13 protein-coding genes, 2 tRNA genes and 1 pseudogene (1 of these 16 only partly in view) are annotated in these 18309 nt (G+C 64.7%); 2 read left to right on the top strand and 14 right to left on the bottom strand.

Annotation, left to right across the window (positions count from 1 at the left end; translation table 11 throughout):
* Nucleotides 1-21, bottom strand: a tRNA-Val gene (locus tag ACQKDV_RS05870); it reaches 154 nt to the left of the window's first position.
* A 104-nt stretch (nucleotides 22-125) separates the two neighbouring features.
* Nucleotides 126-2147: an excinuclease ABC subunit UvrB gene (gene uvrB, locus ACQKDV_RS05865; protein WP_427782840.1), complete on the bottom strand. Its 2022-nt coding sequence runs from the start codon at nucleotides 2145-2147 to the stop codon at nucleotides 126-128.
* Nucleotides 2148-2277: 130 nt separating this feature from the next.
* On the opposite strand from uvrB, the gene ACQKDV_RS05860 reads away from it, so the two are divergent.
* On the top strand, nucleotides 2278-2814 hold the full coding sequence (locus ACQKDV_RS05860) for a GspH/FimT family protein (RefSeq protein WP_427782839.1): 537 nt from the start codon (nucleotides 2278-2280) through the stop codon (nucleotides 2812-2814).
* 55 nt (nucleotides 2815-2869) lie between these two features.
* Here the strand turns inward: ACQKDV_RS05860 and ACQKDV_RS05855 are convergent.
* From ACQKDV_RS05855 to grxD, 11 genes are all read right to left on the bottom strand, one after another.
* A tRNA-Asn gene (locus ACQKDV_RS05855) sits at nucleotides 2870-2946 on the bottom strand.
* Between the two features lie 62 nt (nucleotides 2947-3008).
* The gene (locus ACQKDV_RS05850) at nucleotides 3009-3422 is read right to left on the bottom strand and encodes a type IV pilin protein (RefSeq protein ID WP_427782838.1); all 414 of its coding nucleotides are present in this window, start codon (nucleotides 3420-3422) and stop codon (nucleotides 3009-3011) included.
* 23 nt (nucleotides 3423-3445) lie between these two features.
* Nucleotides 3446-8092, bottom strand: a complete 4647-nt coding sequence (locus tag ACQKDV_RS05845) for a pilus assembly protein (RefSeq protein ID WP_427782837.1) — start codon at nucleotides 8090-8092, stop codon at nucleotides 3446-3448.
* The gene (locus ACQKDV_RS05840; RefSeq protein WP_414716048.1) at nucleotides 8089-8577 is read right to left on the bottom strand and encodes a pilus assembly PilX family protein; all 489 of its coding nucleotides are present in this window, start codon (nucleotides 8575-8577) and stop codon (nucleotides 8089-8091) included. The genes ACQKDV_RS05845 and ACQKDV_RS05840 overlap by 4 nt, the downstream gene beginning before the upstream one ends.
* A gap of 4 nt (nucleotides 8578-8581) precedes the next feature.
* On the bottom strand, nucleotides 8582-9778 hold the full coding sequence (locus ACQKDV_RS05835) for a PilW family protein (RefSeq protein WP_427782836.1): 1197 nt from the start codon (nucleotides 9776-9778) through the stop codon (nucleotides 8582-8584).
* Nucleotides 9775-10251, bottom strand: a complete 477-nt coding sequence (pilV, locus tag ACQKDV_RS05830) for a type IV pilus modification protein PilV (protein WP_427782835.1) — start codon at nucleotides 10249-10251, stop codon at nucleotides 9775-9777. The genes ACQKDV_RS05835 and pilV overlap by 4 nt, the downstream gene beginning before the upstream one ends.
* Nucleotides 10242-10760, bottom strand: a complete 519-nt coding sequence (locus ACQKDV_RS05825) for a GspH/FimT family pseudopilin (RefSeq protein ID WP_427782834.1) — start codon at nucleotides 10758-10760, stop codon at nucleotides 10242-10244. The genes pilV and ACQKDV_RS05825 overlap by 10 nt, the downstream gene beginning before the upstream one ends.
* A gap of 209 nt (nucleotides 10761-10969) precedes the next feature.
* A complete protein-coding gene (gene ppnN / locus ACQKDV_RS05820; RefSeq protein ID WP_427782833.1) occupies nucleotides 10970-12358 on the bottom strand; it encodes a nucleotide 5'-monophosphate nucleosidase PpnN in 1389 nt (462 codons plus the stop codon).
* Between the two features lie 250 nt (nucleotides 12359-12608).
* Nucleotides 12609-15839: a TonB-dependent receptor gene (locus ACQKDV_RS05815; RefSeq protein WP_427782832.1), complete on the bottom strand. Its 3231-nt coding sequence runs from the start codon at nucleotides 15837-15839 to the stop codon at nucleotides 12609-12611.
* A 230-nt stretch (nucleotides 15840-16069) separates the two neighbouring features.
* A complete protein-coding gene (locus tag ACQKDV_RS05810; protein ID WP_427782831.1) occupies nucleotides 16070-16846 on the bottom strand; it encodes an SDR family NAD(P)-dependent oxidoreductase in 777 nt (258 codons plus the stop codon).
* Nucleotides 16843-17163 (bottom strand): Grx4 family monothiol glutaredoxin, encoded by a 321-nt coding sequence (gene grxD, locus ACQKDV_RS05805; protein ID WP_427782830.1) that lies wholly within the window; start codon nucleotides 17161-17163, stop codon nucleotides 16843-16845. Before grxD ends, ACQKDV_RS05810 begins: the two co-directional genes overlap by 4 nt.
* 119 nt (nucleotides 17164-17282) lie before the next feature.
* Between grxD and ACQKDV_RS05800 the strand changes: the two genes are divergently transcribed.
* Nucleotides 17283-17861 (top strand): superoxide dismutase, encoded by a 579-nt coding sequence (locus ACQKDV_RS05800; RefSeq protein WP_427782829.1) that lies wholly within the window; start codon nucleotides 17283-17285, stop codon nucleotides 17859-17861.
* Between the two features lie 152 nt (nucleotides 17862-18013).
* Here ACQKDV_RS05800 and ACQKDV_RS05795 read toward each other — a convergent pair.
* Nucleotides 18014-18309: pseudogene (locus tag ACQKDV_RS05795) on the bottom strand (5-(carboxyamino)imidazole ribonucleotide synthase); the annotation flags it as partial.

Below are 18309 nucleotides of genomic sequence, written 5' to 3'. Positions count from 1 at the left end.
CTACCGCTGAGCTAACCGCCCGTTTTGCTTCTGCATTTCCGCGATTGCGTCGGTGCAGGCCGCGTATATTACGGATGCCGACGGGTAAGCGCAACACTTTTGTGAAGATGGCTGCGCTGCCGTGTTCAGCCGAGGCTGGCCTCCTTCAGCTGCCGGATCTGGTCGCGCACGCGGGCGGCATCCTCGAACTCCAGGTCCTTGGCGTGCTGGTACATCTGCTGTTCCAGCGCCTTGAGCCGGGTGGCCAGCTGGGCCGGCGACATCGACCGGTAATCGGCGGCCTCCTCGGCCACCGCCGTGCCCTTGCCTTTGCCCTTGCGCGACGCCTTCTCGGCCGCATCCGAGCGCGCGCCTTCCAGCACATCCACGATCGGTCGCGCCACCGAGCGCGGCACGATGCCGTGTTCCTCGTTGTACTCGACCTGCTTGGTGCGGCGGCGGTCGGTCTCGTCAATCGCCGCCTGCATCGAACGGGTGATCTTGTCCGCATACAGGATGGCCTTGCCGCGCACATTGCGGGCGGCACGGCCAATGGTCTGGATCAGCGAGCCAGTAGAACGCAGGAAGCCTTCCTTGTCCGCATCCAGGATCGCCACCAGCGAGACTTCCGGCATGTCCAGGCCCTCGCGCAGCAGGTTGATGCCCACAAGTACGTCGAACTTGCCCAGGCGCAGGTCGCGGATGATCTCCACGCGCTCCACCGTGTCCACGTCCGAGTGCAGGTAGCGTACGCGGATGCCATGTTCGGTCAGGTACTCGGTCAGGTTCTCGGCCATGCGCTTGGTCAGTGTGGTGACCAGCACGCGGTCGCCGGCCTTGATGCGCTCGTTGGCCTCGCTCATCAGGTCGTCCACCTGGGTGCCGACCGGGCGGATCTCGACCACCGGATCGATCAGGCCGGTCGGGCGCACCACCAGTTCGGTGATTTCATCACCCGCCTCGCGATATTCGTACGGGCCCGGCGTAGCGGACACGTAGATCGCGCGCGGGCAGCGCGCCTCCCACTCTTCGAAACGCAGCGGCCGGTTGTCCAGCGCCGAGGGCAGGCGGAAACCGAACTCGACCAGCGTCTCCTTGCGTGAACGATCACCCTTGAACATCGCGCCGATCTGCGGAATGGTCACGTGCGATTCGTCGATGACCAGCAGCGCGTCCGGCGGCAGGTAATCGAACAGGGTCGGCGGTGGCTCGCCGGCGTTCTTGCCGGTCAGGTGCCGCGAGTAGTTCTCGATGCCGTTGCAGAAACCGACTTCGGCCATCATCTCGATATCGAACTGGGTGCGCTGGGCCAGGCGCTGCGCCTCCACCAGCTTGTTTTCCGCATACAGCTGCTCCAGGCGCTCCTTCAGCTCCACCTTGATGGTTTCCACCGCGGCCAGCACGCGCTCGCGGGTGGTGGCGTAGTGGGTCTTCGGATAGACGGTGAAGCGCTGCATGTTGCGGATCGTCTCGCCGGTGAGCGGATCGAACATCGTGATCTTCTCGACTTCCCCATCGAACAGTTCGATGCGCAGGGCCTCACTGTCCGATTCGGCCGGGAACACGTCGATCACCTCGCCACGCACGCGGAAGGTGCCGCGCTGCAGTTCGTACTCGTTGCGCGTGTACTGCAGCTGGGTCAGGTGGTTGATCAGGTCGCGCTGCTCGATGCGCTCGCCCTTGGACAGGATCAGGCGCAGCGACAGGTAGTCTTCCGGCGCGCCCAGGCCGTAAATGGCCGACACGGTGGCGACCACGATCGCATCCGGGCGCGACAGCAGCGTCTTGGTCGCCGCCAGCCGCATCTGCTCGATATGCTCGTTGATCGAACTGTCCTTCTCGATGAAGGTGTCCGACGAAGGCACATAGGCTTCGGGCTGGTAGTAATCGTAGTAGCTGACGAAGTACTCCACCGCGTTGTGCGGGAAGAACGCCTTGAATTCACCATACAGCTGCGCGGCCAGCGTCTTGTTCGGCGCCATGATCAGCGTCGGCTTCTGCACGTTCTGGATGACGTTGGCGATGGTGTAGGTCTTGCCCGAACCGGTCACGCCCAGCAGCGTCTGCTTGGCGATGCCTGCTTCGAAATTATCGGTCAGCTTCGCGATCGCGCTGGGCTGGTCGCCCGCCGGTGAATACGGCGAGACGAGTTGAAAACTGTCGCTCATGGTATTGCCAGGTCCCGGGAATGATGATTATAGCGGCCGGTTTGGTGACGACCGGTTGAGGAAACATCCTGGCCCGCGCTACGGCCTGCACTGATGGCGGGCGTGGCAGGTCGACGTTCAGGCTGGGGCCATGAACACGCCTCACCCCCGGCATCCACCGCCCTGCCCGGCGCCCGGCTTCCAGCTGATCGAACTTCTGCTGGTGCTCATGGTGCTGGGCGTCCTGCTCGCGCTGGCCTGGGCACCGTGGCAGCGGCTTGTGAACCGCCTGCGCGTCGACACCCTGCGCGCCGAACTGACCGGCAGCCTCGCGATGGCGCGCAGCACGGCGGTGACCCAGCGCCGGCGGGTCACCGTGTGCGGCTCGGCCGATGGCGTGAACTGCAGCCCGCACTGGAGCCACGGCTGGCTGGTACGCAGCGAGGATGCGGCGTGGGCCTCAGCGCCCCCGGGCAAGGTCGTGCAGGTGCACGATCAGCCAGCGCGTCGCATCCTGATCCAGTCCAGCCAGCACCGCCCGCACGTGCAGTTCCTGCCGGACGGGCGCAATGCGGGCACCAACCAGTCGCTGGTGTTATGCGTGGAGGGGCGCGAACACAGCCGTGTGGTCATCAACGTGAGCGGCCGGGTACGCAGCGAGCGCGTACGCGGTGTGGTCGATTGCTGACGCCAGCGTGGCAGCCAACGAAAAAAGCCGCGATTTCTCGCGGCTTTTTCGAATCTGGCGCCCGAAGTTGGACTCGAACCAACGACCCCCTGATTAACAGTCAAGTGCTCTAACCGGCTGAGCTATTCGGGCGGGGAGGCGCATTCTAGACGGTCAACGCAGGTGATGCAACACCCCGGTTTTCCAGCAGCACTTCACCAGCACCCGGCAACCTTGCTGGCCTCAGGTGTCTTGCGCCCCGCCTGGTCCAGGGTCAGGGTGCCGCACTTGTCCTTGTCCTGGCCGGTGCCCGGCACCGCCTGCAGGGTGAAGGCCGAGGCAGTGGCGTCCTCCTTGAGCGAGAGGGTGTAGCGCGAGGTGCCGTCCCGTGGCGACTGCTCGAAGGGCAGCGTCATGCCCGCGTAGGTGTTCTGCACAGTGTGGAAGCGCTCCAGCTGCTGGGCAATCTCCACCAGGTCGGCCTTGGCCTGCGCGCGGCGCGAGCGCAGCACGTACTCGCTGTAGGACGGAACCGCGATGGCGGCGAGAATCGCCACCACCGCCACCGTGATCATCAGCTCGATCAAGGTGAAGCCACGCGCCGCGCGCGGGAGGGGGTTGGTCTTCATAACGATGCTCTCTGGCAATCTCATCAGCGGATCTGCCGCCACGACTGGCGACCACAGGGGCGTGGCATGTACATGGCGTCAGCACCCGGGGCACGCAGCACGAAGGTACACGCTTCGGCGTCCAGCAGCTGCTGCACCGTGCAGGTGGCCTTGGTCGGGTCGCACGGGGTCAGCTTGGGCACGAAGATGCTGGTGTCCTTCACCGGCGGCCCCTGCGCGGGCGCGCCGCCCTTGTTCAGGGCTACCGCGCCGCAGTTGCCGGTACACACCGAGGTACCGTTGATGCCGGTGCTCAACCCGCTCATGGCGCCGCCGCCGGTCAACAGGTTCAGGCCATACAGCCAGTTCACGCCGCCACCGCTGCCGCAGATGGCGGTACCCGGCACATAGGTGGTGAAGAACACCGTGCCGTTCTGGATGTTGGGATTGCCGACGAAACGCTCGCCATCAAGTGTATTGCCCACCACCAGATCGACGTACCAGCCGCGGACATCGCCGTACACGAACTCGGTGCGGGTGACCGCGCGTCCGGAATAGCCGGCATTGGCCGATGTCGTGGACACGGTCTGCCCCTGCAGCACGCTGCGCCCGGTGACGGCCGTCTTCAGGTTGTCCCAGATGCCGTACAGGCTCTGCACCGGGGAGGAGCTGCTGACCGCGTTGTCGTCGGCTGCGAAGTACTGCCCAGTGCCGAAGTACAGGCTGACGCCACCAGCCGGCCCCGTCGTCACTTCGATGCCACTCATGATCGGCTGCGGCTTGCTGTCACGCACGGCAGTGAACAGCGGTGCGCCATCCAGGGCCACCTTCCAGTTGCTGATGTTGGTGTCGGACAGGTCGAACTTCCACAGGTTGCCCTGCATGTCGCCGCCGTACACGGTGTCAGTGACGCCATCGCTGTTCTTAAGCGCCACCGGGGCGAGGTTGATCAGGCCATTGCGCCCTGCATAGGCGGTGTCGGTGGGAGCGATGCGGCGCAGAACCTTGCCGGTGGTGATATCCACCACGAACAGCACGGGCTTGCCGCTGGTGGAATTGACGCCATTGCCGAACAGCGCCACGAAGCGCGGCTGGCCGCCAGCCGTAGTGCCGGTGACCGGCACGACCACCGGCTTGCCCAGCACGAAGCCGAGGTCGGACTCGGTCTTGCCCGAGACTTCCCACAGCACATTGCTGGCACCGAAGGTGGTCGGGCTGCCGATATCCAGGCCGAACACCGATCCGTTGCTGGCCTTGCCGCTGTACTGCGCCGTGGAGGAGCCACCACCACCGGTGGTACCCACCAGCACGGTGCGCCAATTCGAGCCGTCATATACATCCGAGGAGGTCAGCGGACCATCCACGTAGTAGCGGTGGCCGTACTTGGGGTTGGCCAGCTCGGCGATGTGCTGCAACGCCGTTGACGGAACGAACGCCAGTTCCTCGTTGCCGGCAGACGCGCTGTCGGACGCATTGAAGCCGTGCAGCATGCCATCGTTCGCACCCACATAGACCATGGTCGGTGGGCCGCCGGTCGCCAGCTTGTCGGCCAGGAAGGACGCATAGGATGCACCCAGCGTTTTCTTCCATGTTGTGGCGCTGCTGCCCCACGACGTGTAGCCATAGTCGTCGCGATTGGATACGACTTCGGTGGTCGAATTGACGATGTCACCCAATGGCGATGTGCGGGAACGGAAGCCACTGACCGCGCCACCCTTCAGGTAGCTGACCAGGTCACCAGGGGTCTTGCCTGCATACCAATCTGGCTTGGTACCCAAGCCCAGAGATGCTGCCTTCTCACTATCATTGTTGCCTGGCAGGTTGGTTGCCAGGAACTCGGCCACCTTCGCTGCTGTCACCGTATCCTTGGCCGAATCGGTGGTGGTTGGCGCGGTGGCCATGAAGATCCGGCGCGTCGAGGTGCTGATCCGGCTCGACGCTTTCCACAGTTCAGCGTCGTCGGTACCGTTGCTGCCCACTCGGGTTGCAATGACATCGCCCGTCCAGTCATTGCTGCCGGAGGGCACGCGGAAGTGCGAGGCCACGGTGAACGAGTTGGTGCTGATGCGGGCGCCCGAGCCATCGCCGCCCACCGGCGCATCACCCTGCGCCGCGCTGTCGAAGATCTCTTCCAGGGCCTGCTTCAGCTTGGTCGGATTGCGGGCCAGGAAGTAGTTGTCGGGCACGCCCTTCTTCTTGCTGTCCCACGCCTTGCCACCGGCTGGCACGCCGTATTTGGCGGCATACCACAGAGGACTTTCCAGCTGGCCGGCCGCATTGGTCGAGGCCTTGTACTTGATGACAATGGGCTTCTGCCAGTCGCTGGGGAAGTTGCTGGTGGTGCTCAGCACCGAAGCGTTCGAGTTGCCCGGCCGAAGGGCAAGGCGCTGCACGGCCGTAGAAGCATTGGAGCCGGTAATCGTGTAGCCGGTCAGCATCGCGTTGCCGGCATAGGCCGACAGGTTTTCGATACGGATGAGGACTTCGTCCTCGCCCGGGGTACTGACAAGGCCGCCATTGCTGTTGCAGATCGCGGCCTTGTTGGCGGCGCTCACGCTTTTGGTGGTGTCCGCACGCCAGCAGATGTTGTTGAAGCCGGTGTTCTCCGTGCAGGTGGAACCCACGCAGTAGCTCAGCATCGCCACGACGTCGTTGTCGTGGTCGTTGCCCCACAGCGAGTCTTCCCAGACCAGGGAGAAACTGCCCGCCTTCGCGTCGGAGCGGTAGGTGCGGCCATAGACGTGGTTGTCACCGGTGCTGTTGGCGGTCTTGATGCCGATGCCCACCGACCCAAGGAAGCAGCTGCGCCAGCCACTGCTCGCCGCCGTGGCGGTGCCGCTGTTGTTGGCCTGGCACAGCGGCGCCAGGCCGATCTTGCTGCCGCCCACCGCAATTTCGAACTGCGGCAGCGTTTCCGCCAGGGCAACGGTGTAGGTGGTGGCCGTCACCTTGTAGCTGGCGGGCTTGCCCTGCACGCCCGGACGAAGATCGGTCGCAGCCGCCCCCTTGGCCATGCCGGCCATCAGGTAGCTGCCTTCCATGCTTGGAATGTCCGGGCAGATGCCGCGTGCGGTGCTCAGGTTGTTCAGCGTACGGCCCTGGCAGATATCCTCGTGGGTGTTGTTGGGATCGGCAGCCGTCGCCGTGTCACGCCCCACCATCCACGACTTGCCGGTGATGCCATCTGCAGTGCCGATGGCATTGGTCTGCGCAGCCGCATCGATCTGCTGCGGCAGCGTCCCGATATTGTCACCGTCGAAGGACGGCAGGCCCGAAGACAGCACCAGGATGTTGCAGGTGGCGCAGTAGGAGTTGCCGCCACTGGCCGGCAGCGCGTACGGGTCCTTCCACTCCAGCCCGGACGGCAGGCCGCTGAGGTCAGTGCCGTTGTTGTAGCTGCCGGTCTTGTTCGAGGCGCCGATGTAGCGCAGGGCCTCGGCATACATTTCCGCCAGCGGATTGCCCCACGCACTGCACTTCTGTGAGCCGCTGCCCGGATTGTCCAGGATGCGGTTATTGTCGGTGCCAGCGCGGTTGAGGATGCCGTAGTTGTTGCAGTCGTTCCAGTTGTTGCTCCAGTTCCACTGGTCGATGCGGAAGTTGGAGATTGTACTGATGATTCCTTCGTTCACCTTGCCATTGGTTGACGATGGGCAGAACTGACCGGTGGCGAGATTGATCTCATCGCCTGCCGCACAGAAGGTCGTGCCGTTGCCGGCAATCTTGCCGATATTCCGGCGCAGCACGCCGCCATCGCGCGGACTGGAGTAAGTACCGCTGATCAGGCCGAAACGCAGGCGGCCACTCTCACCGTAGGTCTGCAGCACGCCTGCAGGCTTGTAACGATCGGTCGTACCATCGTTGTATTTGCGGCAGTAGCCTTCGCGCAGGGCGGCATTGGTGGAGGCGCAGACTTCGGCGCGCACGACATAGTCCGTGGTGGCCTTGGGAGTATCCGCACCACCCTCGCCACTGCGGTTCACACCGCACTGGTAAGACGCCGTCGATGCCCACTCCGACCAGTTGCCCGAGGCAACGCGCATCAACGGGCGTCCACCGGAGGTGACCGTGGAATTGCAGAAGGACTGCGTTCCGCTGAGCGGGGTGAAGCTGCCGATGTCGCTACCGCTGTAGACCTTTACCCAGGCATGCAGGTCGCTGGGGATCTGTGCACGCTCGATGACCGTTTTGTCAGCCGTGTCGGTGGAACGCTGGCCGCCATAGAGCACGCTGCGCATCACGTCCAGACGACTCATGGTCACCCAGTTCAGGAAGTTGCCCGACCACGCGCCGCTGCAGCTGTGCGTGTTGGTACCACCGGCAGCGGCGGATGCCTTGAACACATTGGTGTCCGAGTTGCCGGCCGTCGCGGAGTAGCAGAGATTGGAGTCGAAGTAGCCACCATACTCGAAGGTATCGAGATAGGTGGTGTCGAGGATGCCATCTTCATTCAGATCGCTGTAATCGCTGTACGCCTTGTTGAACAGCTGCTCATCGCGCGACATCACCATCATCATCAGCGGCGGCTGGCTCTGCTTGGTGTACAGCGGCTCCTGGGCGATGTCGTAGTCGCCGAGCGCGGCATGCAGCGGGATGATCAGCGCGGCCAGGCCGGCGAGCACGGCCAGCCCGGCACCGGCACGCAGCCAGGTTGAGGGGCGCAGACGAAGAAAGCGTGGGTCGTTGTTCATGGGATGAAGACCGTATCGATGACAGCGCTGGCGGTTGCGTCAGTGGCCTGGTCGCTGGCCAGGGCCGTGACCTGGTAGATGTTTCCGGTTTCCTCGTTGGCCTTTTCACCGATGCGGCGGCTGGACGCGGCGAAACACTTGTCCAGGCGGCGGGTGTACTGGTCGCCGGTCTTGGTGACGGCGTTGGCCCAGGTCAGCGGATCGTAGGTGGGGCTGCACTCTTCCTGGTTGGCCCGGTAGACATTGGTGCTGCCCTCCAGGGCGGTCTCGATGGCGGCCTCGGTGGCGCGCGCGCTGGACTCGGCGTTCTGGAACGCCAGATTCGTACGCAGGTAGTTGGAGGCCATGCGTTCCTGCATGCTGGTGACCTGCATGCCGGCGATGCCGATGAGCGCGAGCAGGATCAACATGATCAGCGCGACATACAGGACGGCGCCACGCTGGCGTTGCGGGAAGGCCGGCAGGGATCGTGAGGTACGCATCATGGCCTCAATTGCCGTAAAGGCGGTTTCGCAGCGCCACGCTGGTCTGGTAGACCGCACGCATGCGCCCGTCCGTCGGGGGGGTGTAGGTGACGCCCATGCCGACCAGCGCGGCAGCGCCATCGGACTGGCGCGCGGAAGCCGGGTCCGGGCTGGACATCAGCAGGCCGATCTGCACGGCGCCAACCCGGCGCCAGGCCAGCTGGACATCGGCTGGCAGCGATTCCTGCACCGTTTTGGCAGTGCCCTGGCGGTCGATGTAGCCCGAGGGTGCTGCGGTGTCCAGATTGCGATCCTGGCCGTACAGCAGCTGCAGGTTGTCCACGCCCTCCACCAGCGGCTCGGGCGCACCGGCGGCCAGGTCGCCGCCCGGCGTCGCACTGAACCGGACCCGGTACAGCGAGCGCTGCCTGGTGTCGGCGTCATAGCCGACGTAGTACACAGCACTCTCGGCCCGGTACAGATTGGCCTGGCCCACCGTGTAGCCCTCCACGAAGGTGCGCGAGCCGTTGAGCTTGACCGTGTTGAAGGTGACGCTGGCACCGGTGGCATTCACGGCGCTGGCCTGGAAAACCGTGGCTGAGGAGCAGTCAGCGACGCCATACAACCCGGGGTTGGCCACGCCACTGCGCAGCACTGCCAGGCGCGAGGCGTCGAAATTGAACACCGGCTTGCTGGCATCGCCACCGATGGACGTCACCGGCACGCCATCGGGCATCAGATAGCGCAGCGCGATGATGTCGCTGCCGTCGACGCGGTTGGTCAGCGCATTGGCGATGGCGTCGGGCAGGCTGGGGGTGTAAGCCGTGCCGCCGGTATCCGGGGTGGCCTTGATGGTCAGGGTCTTGCCGGGTTCGGTGTCGGTGGCCTCGTAGCCCTGGATCGACCGGTTGAAATCCAGCACCGGATTGGACGCGCCATCGAGCGTGGAGCGCAGCGAAACGCGGGTGGCAGAGGTCTGCGCCTGGTCGTTGACGCAGCCGAAATGCCCGACCATGCGGATCTCGCGCTGCAGGGTATCCATGGCGAAGCGGCTGTTCTCCTGCACGCGCGCCAGGCCTTCGGAAAGCCGGTAGGCTTCGCGTGACGCGGCGAACACCTGCACCACGGCGAGCATGATGATCAGGCCGATCACCATCGAGATCATCAGTTCGATCAGCGACAGGCCGCGGGCGGTACTCCGAGAGCGATGGACGTTTTTCACAGTCGGGTACTCGCGCTGAAGGTGGTATCTGCGGCATCGGCCTTCCAGCGTTCATCACCCCAGGTCACCTGCACGGTGTACAGGGTGCCGTCACGGGTGACCTTGGCCGTGGCCCCCTCGCCCATCGCTTTGCCAAGGCGGCAACGCCAGTCGGTCATGAAAGCCGCCTTGTCGATGGCGCTGCCGGTGGGCGGCGAACACTTGGTGGTGGTAGCGGTGTAGTCGCCGAGGTAGAACGCCGCGCCGACGCGGTTGGCGCGGATCTGGTCCAGCAGCTCGTAGCTCAGGTTGGTCGCCTGGGTGCGGAAGTTCGCGCTCTGGACGTAGCGCACGTTCATCGTCTGCAGCAGGGCAAATCCGAGCAGGCCAAAGCCCAGCACGAGGATCGCGATCAGCACCTCGATCAGGGTGAAACCCTGCTGTGCGCGGGGGGCCAGGGACAGCCGACGGGGAGGACGAGGCTTCACTCGCATGCTTCCTTCTGCAGCCGGACCTGGCCGGTAAGCGAGACGATCATCCGCCGCTGCAACGGCTGCCCGCCGCAGTCGGCCGGGCGCAGGGTGATGTTGGTGACAGCGGCAGCCCGGCTGCGACCGCGCGCATCGAACGCTATGCTGAGCGACTCATCGGCAACGCCTTCCATCTGCGAACGCCCTTCGGCATAGCGCAGCACGGGCTCATCCTTGTCGAAACTGCCATTGCCGTTGCTGTCGTTCCAGACCATCCAGCCATCGGTCCAGCTGGCGCCATCACAGGCGGTGCCCGCCTTCGACGCGCAGACGGCGCCGCCATGGGTGCCGCGGATCGCCTCGGACCGCGCCAGCGACAGCGCGCCCATCAGCTCGTTGGCCGTAGTGGCCATGCGGTTGGAACGGATGGTGCTCTGGAAGCTGGGATAGGCGATGGCGGTCATGATCGCCAGCACCGCAACCGTGATCATCAGCTCGAGCAGTGTGAAGCCCTTGGACCGGCGCAATGACATGGAACGCTCCCCAGCGTGTTGGCGGCCACGATGGCGCACCGGACCGCCGCCGGCAAGCGGCGGCAGGATGAACGGTCAGAACGGGGGGACAGGCGTCAAAGCGTTGACACGCCCTGCCCTTCCGGCAGCTCCCGGAAGGGGTGGGAGCCCCTCCGGGCGGGCCACCCGGGGCTGCGGTCGGATCCCGAAGGGCTCCGACCCCTGAACGGTCAGGCCAGCACCTGGTAGCAGGGCTGGTATTCGCCGGATATCTTCATCCGGCGCTGGTCGACAAAGGCACGCAGCAGCGCGTCCAGGGCCTGCATCATGTCGGCATCACCATGGATCTGGAACGGGCCGAACTGCTCGATGCGGCGCATGCCATCTTCCTTCACGTTGCCGGCCACGATGCCGGAGAACGCCCGTCGCAGGTCGGCCGCCAGCGCATGCGGCGCGCGGCCGTGGTGCAGGTCCAGCGCCGCCATCGCCTCATGGGTCGGCACGAACGGCTGCTGGTACTCCCACGGAATCTCGATGGACCAGTTGAAGAAGAACGAATCCTTCTGCGCCAGGCGGTGCTCGCGCACCTGCTTGATGCCGCTGGCCATCCTGCGCGCCACCGCCACCGGGTCACCGATGATGATTTCGTAGCGCTCGGCCGCCGCGTCGCCCAGGGTCAGGCGGATGAAGCGGTCGATCTGCTCGAAATATGGCGCGGCCACGGTCGGGCCGGTCAGGATCAGCGGGAACGGCAGGTCCTTGTTCTCCTCGCGCAGCAGGATGCCGAGCAGGTACAGGATCTCCTCGGCCGTGCCGACGCCACCGGCGAACACGATGATGCCGTGGCCGATGCGGACGAAGGCCTCAAGGCGCTTCTCGATGTCCGGCATGATGACCAGGTGGTTGACGATCGGGTTCGGCGACTCGGCGGCGATGATCCCCGGCTCGGTCAGGCCGACGTAGCGCGTCACGGTCCTGCGCTGCTTGGCGTGGGCGATGGTGGCACCCTTCATCGGGCCCTTCATCGCGCCCGGGCCGCAGCCGGTGCAGATGTCCAGGCCACGCAGGCCCAGCTCGTAGCCAACCTGCTTGGTGTACAGGTATTCGTCACGGCCGATGGAGTGGCCGCCCCAGCAGACCACCAGGTTCGGGTCGCCCGGGTTGAGGATGCGCGCGTTGCGCAGCAGGCCGAACACCGCGTTGGTGATGCCTTCGGAGGACTCCAGCTCGGCCGCGTAGGCCGGGCCCATCTCGATGGCCATGTAGGCCAGGTCGCGGACCACGGCGAACAGCAGTTCGGCCACGCCGCGGATGATCTCGCCATCGACGAAGGCCATCGCCGGTGCGTTCACCAGATCGATGCGCACGCCGCGATCCTGCTGCGCCACCTGGATGTCGAAATCAGGGTAGAGATCGCGCGCCGCGCGTGGGTCGTCCGAGGCACTGCCACTGGTCAGCACCGCCAGCGCGCAGCGGCGCAGCAGTTCGTGCATGCCGCCGCCAGAGGCATCGCGCAGGCGTGCCACCTCTGCCCGCGACAGCACATCCAGCCCACCGCGCGGGTAGATCCGCGCATCCTGCACCGGCAGCGCGCGGGCTGCCTTTTCGTTCGTCGTCATATCCAACTTTTCGCTTCCTTCAAGGTTTCCGACTGTACTGCCGCCCCCTTAAAAAGCAAAACGGCCGGGAAACCCGACCGTTGGATGTGTGCTGCCCGCGTTCGCCATTCCGGGACCGCCAGGCGGCCCTTGCGCCGCGCACGAGGGGCGATGCTACGCCGCCGCCCGCACGCCTGCAAGGACTTTCGCCTGAACGGAAAACGGCCGGGTTTCCCCGGCCGTTTCCGTGTGCAGCAACTACGTCAGTTCATCAGAACTGGTAGCGGAAGCCCAGCTGCAGCGACCACTGCGAGACACCGACGTCAAAGCCGTCTGCATCCGCGTTGGCCACGGTCGGGGCATCGGCGTTGCGGTAGTTGTACACGTACTTGCCGTCGTAGATGCCCTGCAGGGACGCCACGCGCGAGTCGGCGTAGAAGCCGTAGTCGTAGATGTTGCCCCACTTCTTGTTCAGCATGTTGCCGACGTTCTGGATGTCAAGCCAGATTTCCGACTTGTGGCCCTTCATGAAGCCCGGCAGCTGCTGGCTGATACGGATGTCGAAGGTATTGATCCAGCCAGTGCGGAACTTGTTGGCCGGGGCCACCGAGCCGGCATACTTGGCCAGGTCCGGGTTCGCAGCCAGCCAGTTGAAGAAGTTCTTCTCCATGGCAGCATCAGCGGTGAACTTGCCGTTCTTGTCCAGAACACCAAACAGCACTTCACCCGGGTTCGGAACGTAGAACAGGTCGTTTGCACTACGGCTGTCGCCGTTGGCATCGTTCACATAGACGTAGCTGAACGGACGACCGCTGCGACCTTCATACACCAGGCCGACCTTGGTTTCGTAATCACCGAAGAACTTGTGCTTCCAGTTCAGCGCGCCGGAAATGCGATCGCGGATCTGGTAACGCGAAGTGTTCAGCACTTCATCGTTGATGTTCTTGGCGTACTGGTAGCCCCAGCCCGAGCTGGCCGTGGAGCTGGTCAGCGTGCCCACTTCCTTCGCATCGGTGTAGGTGTAACCCAGGTTCCAGGACCAGTCGCTTGCGTCGCTCCACGGCTTGCTCAGCGAGACGGTGAACTGCGACGTACGACCCTTGTCGGTGTTGTCGATCAGGTAGACGTTGTTGAAGCCCTGCAGACCCGAGCGATAACGGACATCGCCGGTGTTCCACAGGCGGCCGGTGGCGGCCGGATTGTAGTAGTTGATACGGCCGTCCGGACCGACTTCACGCCCTTCACCCAGATTCAGGTGCTGGTAGAACAGGCCATCCTTCACCTTGGTCATCAGCAGCTCGGCCGAGGCCACGATGCCGTTCCAGGGCAGCTCGTGGTCGAAGGCGATGTTCGCCTTGTAGGTCGACGGCATCTTGAAGTCCTTGCCGACGAAGTTGACGTTCTGGGTCAGGCCGGAATTCGGACCCGTAGCCGGTACCGGCTGGGTGTCCTTGTTCGGGCTGAACACCAGGTCCGGATGATTGGCGAAACCGTCGGTGAAGTTGTACGAGCCGTAGTTGAAACCGGTGGTGGAGTAGCTGTTGCTGATCCACACCTGCGGCGAGTCACCCTGGAACAGGCCCACGCCGCCACGCAGCTGGGTCGGACGCTCGGTGTCGAAGGTGTAGTTGAAGCCAACGCGCGGCTGGATCAGGAACTTGTTGTTGAAGACCTTGCTGTTGTCGTAACCGAAGGTGTCATAGGCCTTCTGGTTGAACTGCGGCTTCGGGCTGCTGTCCGGACGGTCGGCACGCACGCCCATGGTCAGGGTCAGGTTGCTGTTGACGTACCAGGTATCCTGCACGAACAGGGCCAGATTGCTGAACTTGTAGTCAGCGGCGATGGAACCCGGGGTGGTTTCCTTCGACAGGTTGTAGCTGGCCCAGTTGCCCGATGCGAAGTTGTCCAGGCCGTTGAAGGTGTACGTGCCCCACGAGTTGGCGCCGTAATAGTTGTAGATGTCGTTGGTGTCATACGACCCACCAAACTTCACATCATGGTCGCCCAGAGTGAGCGTGCCGGCAGCGTAGTAGTTCCACGCCTTGGTCTCGAGGATGTTGTTGTGCGAGTTCGCCTCGGTACCCAGGTACAGCGAATCACCCTGCACGTTGACGCCATCCGGGAAATAGATGCGGATGCTCGGCGCAGTGGTCGGCACCTGGCGGATGGCCGAGTACTCGCGGTACGAGGCCTTCAGTTCGGTGGAGAAGTTGTCGGTCCAGTCGCTGAACAGCTGGGCGACGTAGCTCTCGTTGGTCTTGACGTGCTGGTACCAGTACGAGCTGAGCGAAGCCTGGGAGGCCGAACCCATGCCGTTGATGCGCAGCTTGTCCTGTTCCAGCTTGCTGTAGCGGATGTTGGCGCGGTGGTTGTCGCTGATGTTCCAGTCAATTTTCAGCGCGTACTCTTCCAGCTCCGTGTCGCCATTGCTTTCCAGGCCACCGGCGTTGAAACCGTACACGTCCTGGGCAATCTGCTGTGCACGGGTCACATCCGCCATCGTGTAGTCAGCATTGGCCTGTCCCAGCGCGCTGCTGGAGATGTCGGCACCCGGCGCGGACTGCTTGAACTTTTCGTAGTTGGCGAAGAAGAACAGCTTGTCCTTGACGATCGGGCCGCCCAGGGTCATGCCGTAGGTCTGCTCCTTGGTGAAACCATTGAAGGGCTGGCCTTCCGGGTTGTCACCGAACCAGTCGCCGTCACGGTAGGTGCCGTACACCGAACCGTGGAATTCATTGGTACCGGACTTGGTCACCGCATTGACGGTGGCACCGGTGGCGGCAGCAATGCTGACGTCGTAGTTGGACAGATTGATGTCCAGTGCTTCGATGGCTTCCATCGCGACCGGCTGGCGGCGGGTCGGCATGTTGTTGCCTTCCAGGCCGAACGTGTCGCTGGCCGAAACGCCGTCGATGCTGATCGAGTTGAAGCGCGGGTTCTGGCCGCCGGCCGAGATCGAACCCGAGGCGCGATCGATGAAGGCGACGCGCGGGTCGAGGCGCATCAGATCCTGGATGTTGCCGCCGATGGACGGCGCAATTTCGATCTGCTGCTGGCTGATGTTGGTGCCCGAGCCCATCTTGGTGGCGCTGAACACTTCCGAACCACCGCCGACGGCGGTGACCTGGACGGTGTCCAGGTTGGTGGCAGCAGCCAGGTCGCCGGCCAGGGTGGCGTTGATGGTGCCAGTCTGGTTCACGCCCAGGTAGACGCCATCTTCGGTCTTGGTGCCTTCACCCGGCTTGGTGATGGTGATGGTGTACGGGCCACCCACGCGCAGACCACGCGCGTTGTAGCGACCCGCCGCATCGGTGGTAGCACGCGAAACAGTGCCCGACTCGGTATGGGTGATGGTGACTTCAGCACCGGCGACGGGCTGGCCGGCGCGGGAGATGACCTGGCCGCCGACACCGGCAGAGGTGCTCTGGGCGAAGGCGGGGGCGGCGGCGAGTGCAGCCACGAGACCAAGGGTGAGCTTGGACATCCGGAGTGGGTGGGTCATTTTTCGGTAGCCTCGATGCGAGTTGGCGATGGCGGAAAAAAAAGCGCATCCAACCAGCCTTGCGGGCGGCTGACTGGACATTTATCTGGGGTTCCCTACCGTGAACGGCAGCTGCCGCAACGGTTAACACTAGATTAACACGCTACGCCTTCATTGTGACGGTTGTGCGACAAACGGTACGGGATCGCAACGCGATCGTGACGGAACCTTCATTCCGTCATATCGTCCAGTTAACCAGCGGCAGCATCGTGACTGGCGTCAAGTACCTGCCCTCGCCATGCCGCACCGCCGGGCGAAAGCAGCGCAACGGCCGCAGCGGCGGGCTTTTCCGGGCCTTGGGCGGCCGGATCCTGGTCAACTGAATAGGCACGGGCGCGCAGGGCGGTACGCAATGGGCCCGGATACAGGCCGCTGACCCTGACCGGGGTACGGCCCAGTTCATCATGCAGGCTGGCGATCAGCCCGCGCAGCCCGTGCTGGGCCACGCCATAGCCACCCCAGTACGCCTGCCCCACCCTTTCAGGCGCATCGACGGCGAATACCAGGGCCGCGTCGTCCTGCCGCTTCAGCAGCGGCAGGCAGGCTTGGGCCAGCCACGCCGGTGCAGTGAGGGTGACGTGCACGGCGCGGGCAAAACCGGCCGGGTCGGCCAGTTCGAAGGGGGTCAGGCCGGGAAAATGCGCGGCACAGACCAGCAGGCCATCCAGCCGCCCCAGCTCGCGCTGCAGGGCCTGGGCCAGTTCGGCATAGTCATCGGGGCCGGCGCCTTCCATGTCCAGCGGGTACAGCAGGGGCTCGGGGCCGACGGCCTGCACCTGGGCATAGACCCGGTCCAATCGCCGCGGCTTGCGCCCCATCAGCACAACCGTAGCCCCGGCCTCGGCGGCCGCAACCGCTGCGGCACTGCCCAGACCGCCACCGGCACCGGCGATGAGCACTACGCGATCCTGCAGGGGACGGCCATCGCGCGCCGCATCGGCAGCCGACGTCGATGGCCACGCGCTCATCCCTGGGCGGCCTCTTCGACGATGCGCTTGAGCTCGCCGGCCTCGAACAGCTCCATGACGATGTCACAGCCGCCGATCAGTTCGCCGTGGATGAACAACTGCGGGAACGTGGGCAGGTTGGAGAAGCGGGGCAGGTTGGCGCGGATCTCCGGCTCTTCCAGCACGTTGACCGTACGCAGGGCAACGGCACCGGCCGCCATCAATGCCTGCACGGCGCGGCTGGAAAAGCCGCACATCGGGTATTGCGGGGTGCCCTTCATGAACAGCACGAGCGGGTAACGATCCACCTCGGCCTGGATTTGCTGCATTACCGCCACACCTCACTCCTTGCTTCGCCGGACAAACCGACCGCAGTGGTCGGCTAGACTGCCCACGGTAGCCGCCATTGTAAGCCGATGGAACCGGCTGCCGCCGCCCCTTGGCCACGAACCTGTCCATGCCCGTCGAATTGCCTGCCCTGCCCTACCTTCCCGGCTCCCTGCAGCCGCATCTGTCCGCGCAGACCGTGGAACTGCACCACGGCCGCCACCATCGTGCCTATGTGGATGCGGTCAATGCCGCCATCGTCGGCACCGAATGGGAGGAGGCGCCGCTGGAAGACATCGTCCGCCAGGCCCAGGGCACGCTGTTCGATGCGGCCACGCAGGCCTGGAACCACGGCTTCTACTGGCAGTGCCTGCGCCCGCGCGGCGGCGGCGAGCCGCAGGGTCGGCTGGGCGAGCTGGTCAAGCGTCAATTTGGCGACGTCCAACGCCTGCGCGAGGAATTCAACCGCGCCGCACTGGGCCTGTTCGGTTCGGGCTGGGTCTGGCTGGTGCAGCACCCCGGCGGCCAGCTTGGCATACAGGCCACCCGCAACGCGGGTACGCCACTGACCGGCGAAAGCATCCCGCTGCTGTGCTGCGATGTGTGGGAACACGCGTACTACACCGATTACCAGAACGAACGCGCGCGCTATCTGGACGCGTTCTGGCAGATGGTCAACTGGGAATTTGCCGGGAGCCAGCTGCGCTGAGGGGGTTGCCGGCCAGCGGCCGGCACTACCGGTATCGAGGGCCACCGGGCATGCCCGGCGCGACCGGCTTCGCGTGCCACCGCGCATGGCGCTGCTCTGGTAGATGCCCACCTTGGTGGGCATGGCCGGCCAGCGGCCGGCACTACCAGAGATCAGCGGCTGCGCAGCGCGTGCACTGCCGGTGCCACCTGGTCCTGACGATCCAGCTCCAGGCCGACCTGCACCAGCGCATCGGCCAGCGCAGCAGCATCATCGTCACGCAGTGTCGCATGGCCGACCTTGCGGCCATCGCGCGGCTGCTTGCCATAGTCATGCCAATGGCCGCTGGCCTGGCCCAGCACCGGCGCCGGGTCGGGCATCGCGCCCAGCCAGTTCAGCATGCAGGCATGGCCGAGCATGCGGGTGCTGCCCAGCGGCAGGCCCAGCACGGCACGCAGGTGGTTCTCGA

The sequence above is a fragment of the Stenotrophomonas sp. NPDC077659 genome, from assembly GCF_050268705.1.
Lineage (GTDB): Bacteria > Pseudomonadota > Gammaproteobacteria > Xanthomonadales > Xanthomonadaceae > Stenotrophomonas.
The sequence above is the reverse complement of the archived record's forward strand: the minus strand, read 5'-3'. Positions and strand labels throughout refer to the sequence as shown.

Bases quoted from the DNA above. Each gene is read 5' to 3' on its own strand.
- ACQKDV_RS05845 (WP_427782837.1), bottom strand. From the start codon at position 8,092: ATGAACAACGACCCACGCTTTCTTCGTCTGCGCCCCTCAACCTGGCTG.
- ACQKDV_RS05815 (WP_427782832.1), bottom strand. From the start codon at position 15,839: ATGACCCACCCACTCCGGATGTCCAAGCTCACCCTTGGTCTCGTGGCT.
- pilV (WP_427782835.1), bottom strand. From the start codon at position 10,251: ATGCGAGTGAAGCCTCGTCCTCCCCGTCGGCTGTCCCTGGCCCCCCGC.
- ACQKDV_RS05860 (WP_427782839.1), top strand. From the start codon at position 2,278: ATGAACACGCCTCACCCCCGGCATCCACCGCCCTGCCCGGCGCCCGGC.
- ACQKDV_RS05810 (WP_427782831.1), bottom strand. From the start codon at position 16,846: ATGAGCGCGTGGCCATCGACGTCGGCTGCCGATGCGGCGCGCGATGGC.
- ACQKDV_RS05850 (WP_427782838.1), bottom strand. From the start codon at position 3,422: ATGAAGACCAACCCCCTCCCGCGCGCGGCGCGTGGCTTCACCTTGATC.
- ACQKDV_RS05840 (WP_414716048.1), bottom strand. From the start codon at position 8,577: ATGATGCGTACCTCACGATCCCTGCCGGCCTTCCCGCAACGCCAGCGT.
- ppnN (WP_427782833.1), bottom strand. From the start codon at position 12,358: ATGACGACGAACGAAAAGGCAGCCCGCGCGCTGCCGGTGCAGGATGCG.
- ACQKDV_RS05825 (WP_427782834.1), bottom strand. From the start codon at position 10,760: ATGTCATTGCGCCGGTCCAAGGGCTTCACACTGCTCGAGCTGATGATC.
- ACQKDV_RS05800 (WP_427782829.1), top strand. From the start codon at position 17,283: ATGCCCGTCGAATTGCCTGCCCTGCCCTACCTTCCCGGCTCCCTGCAG.
- uvrB (WP_427782840.1), bottom strand. From the start codon at position 2,147: ATGAGCGACAGTTTTCAACTCGTCTCGCCGTATTCACCGGCGGGCGAC.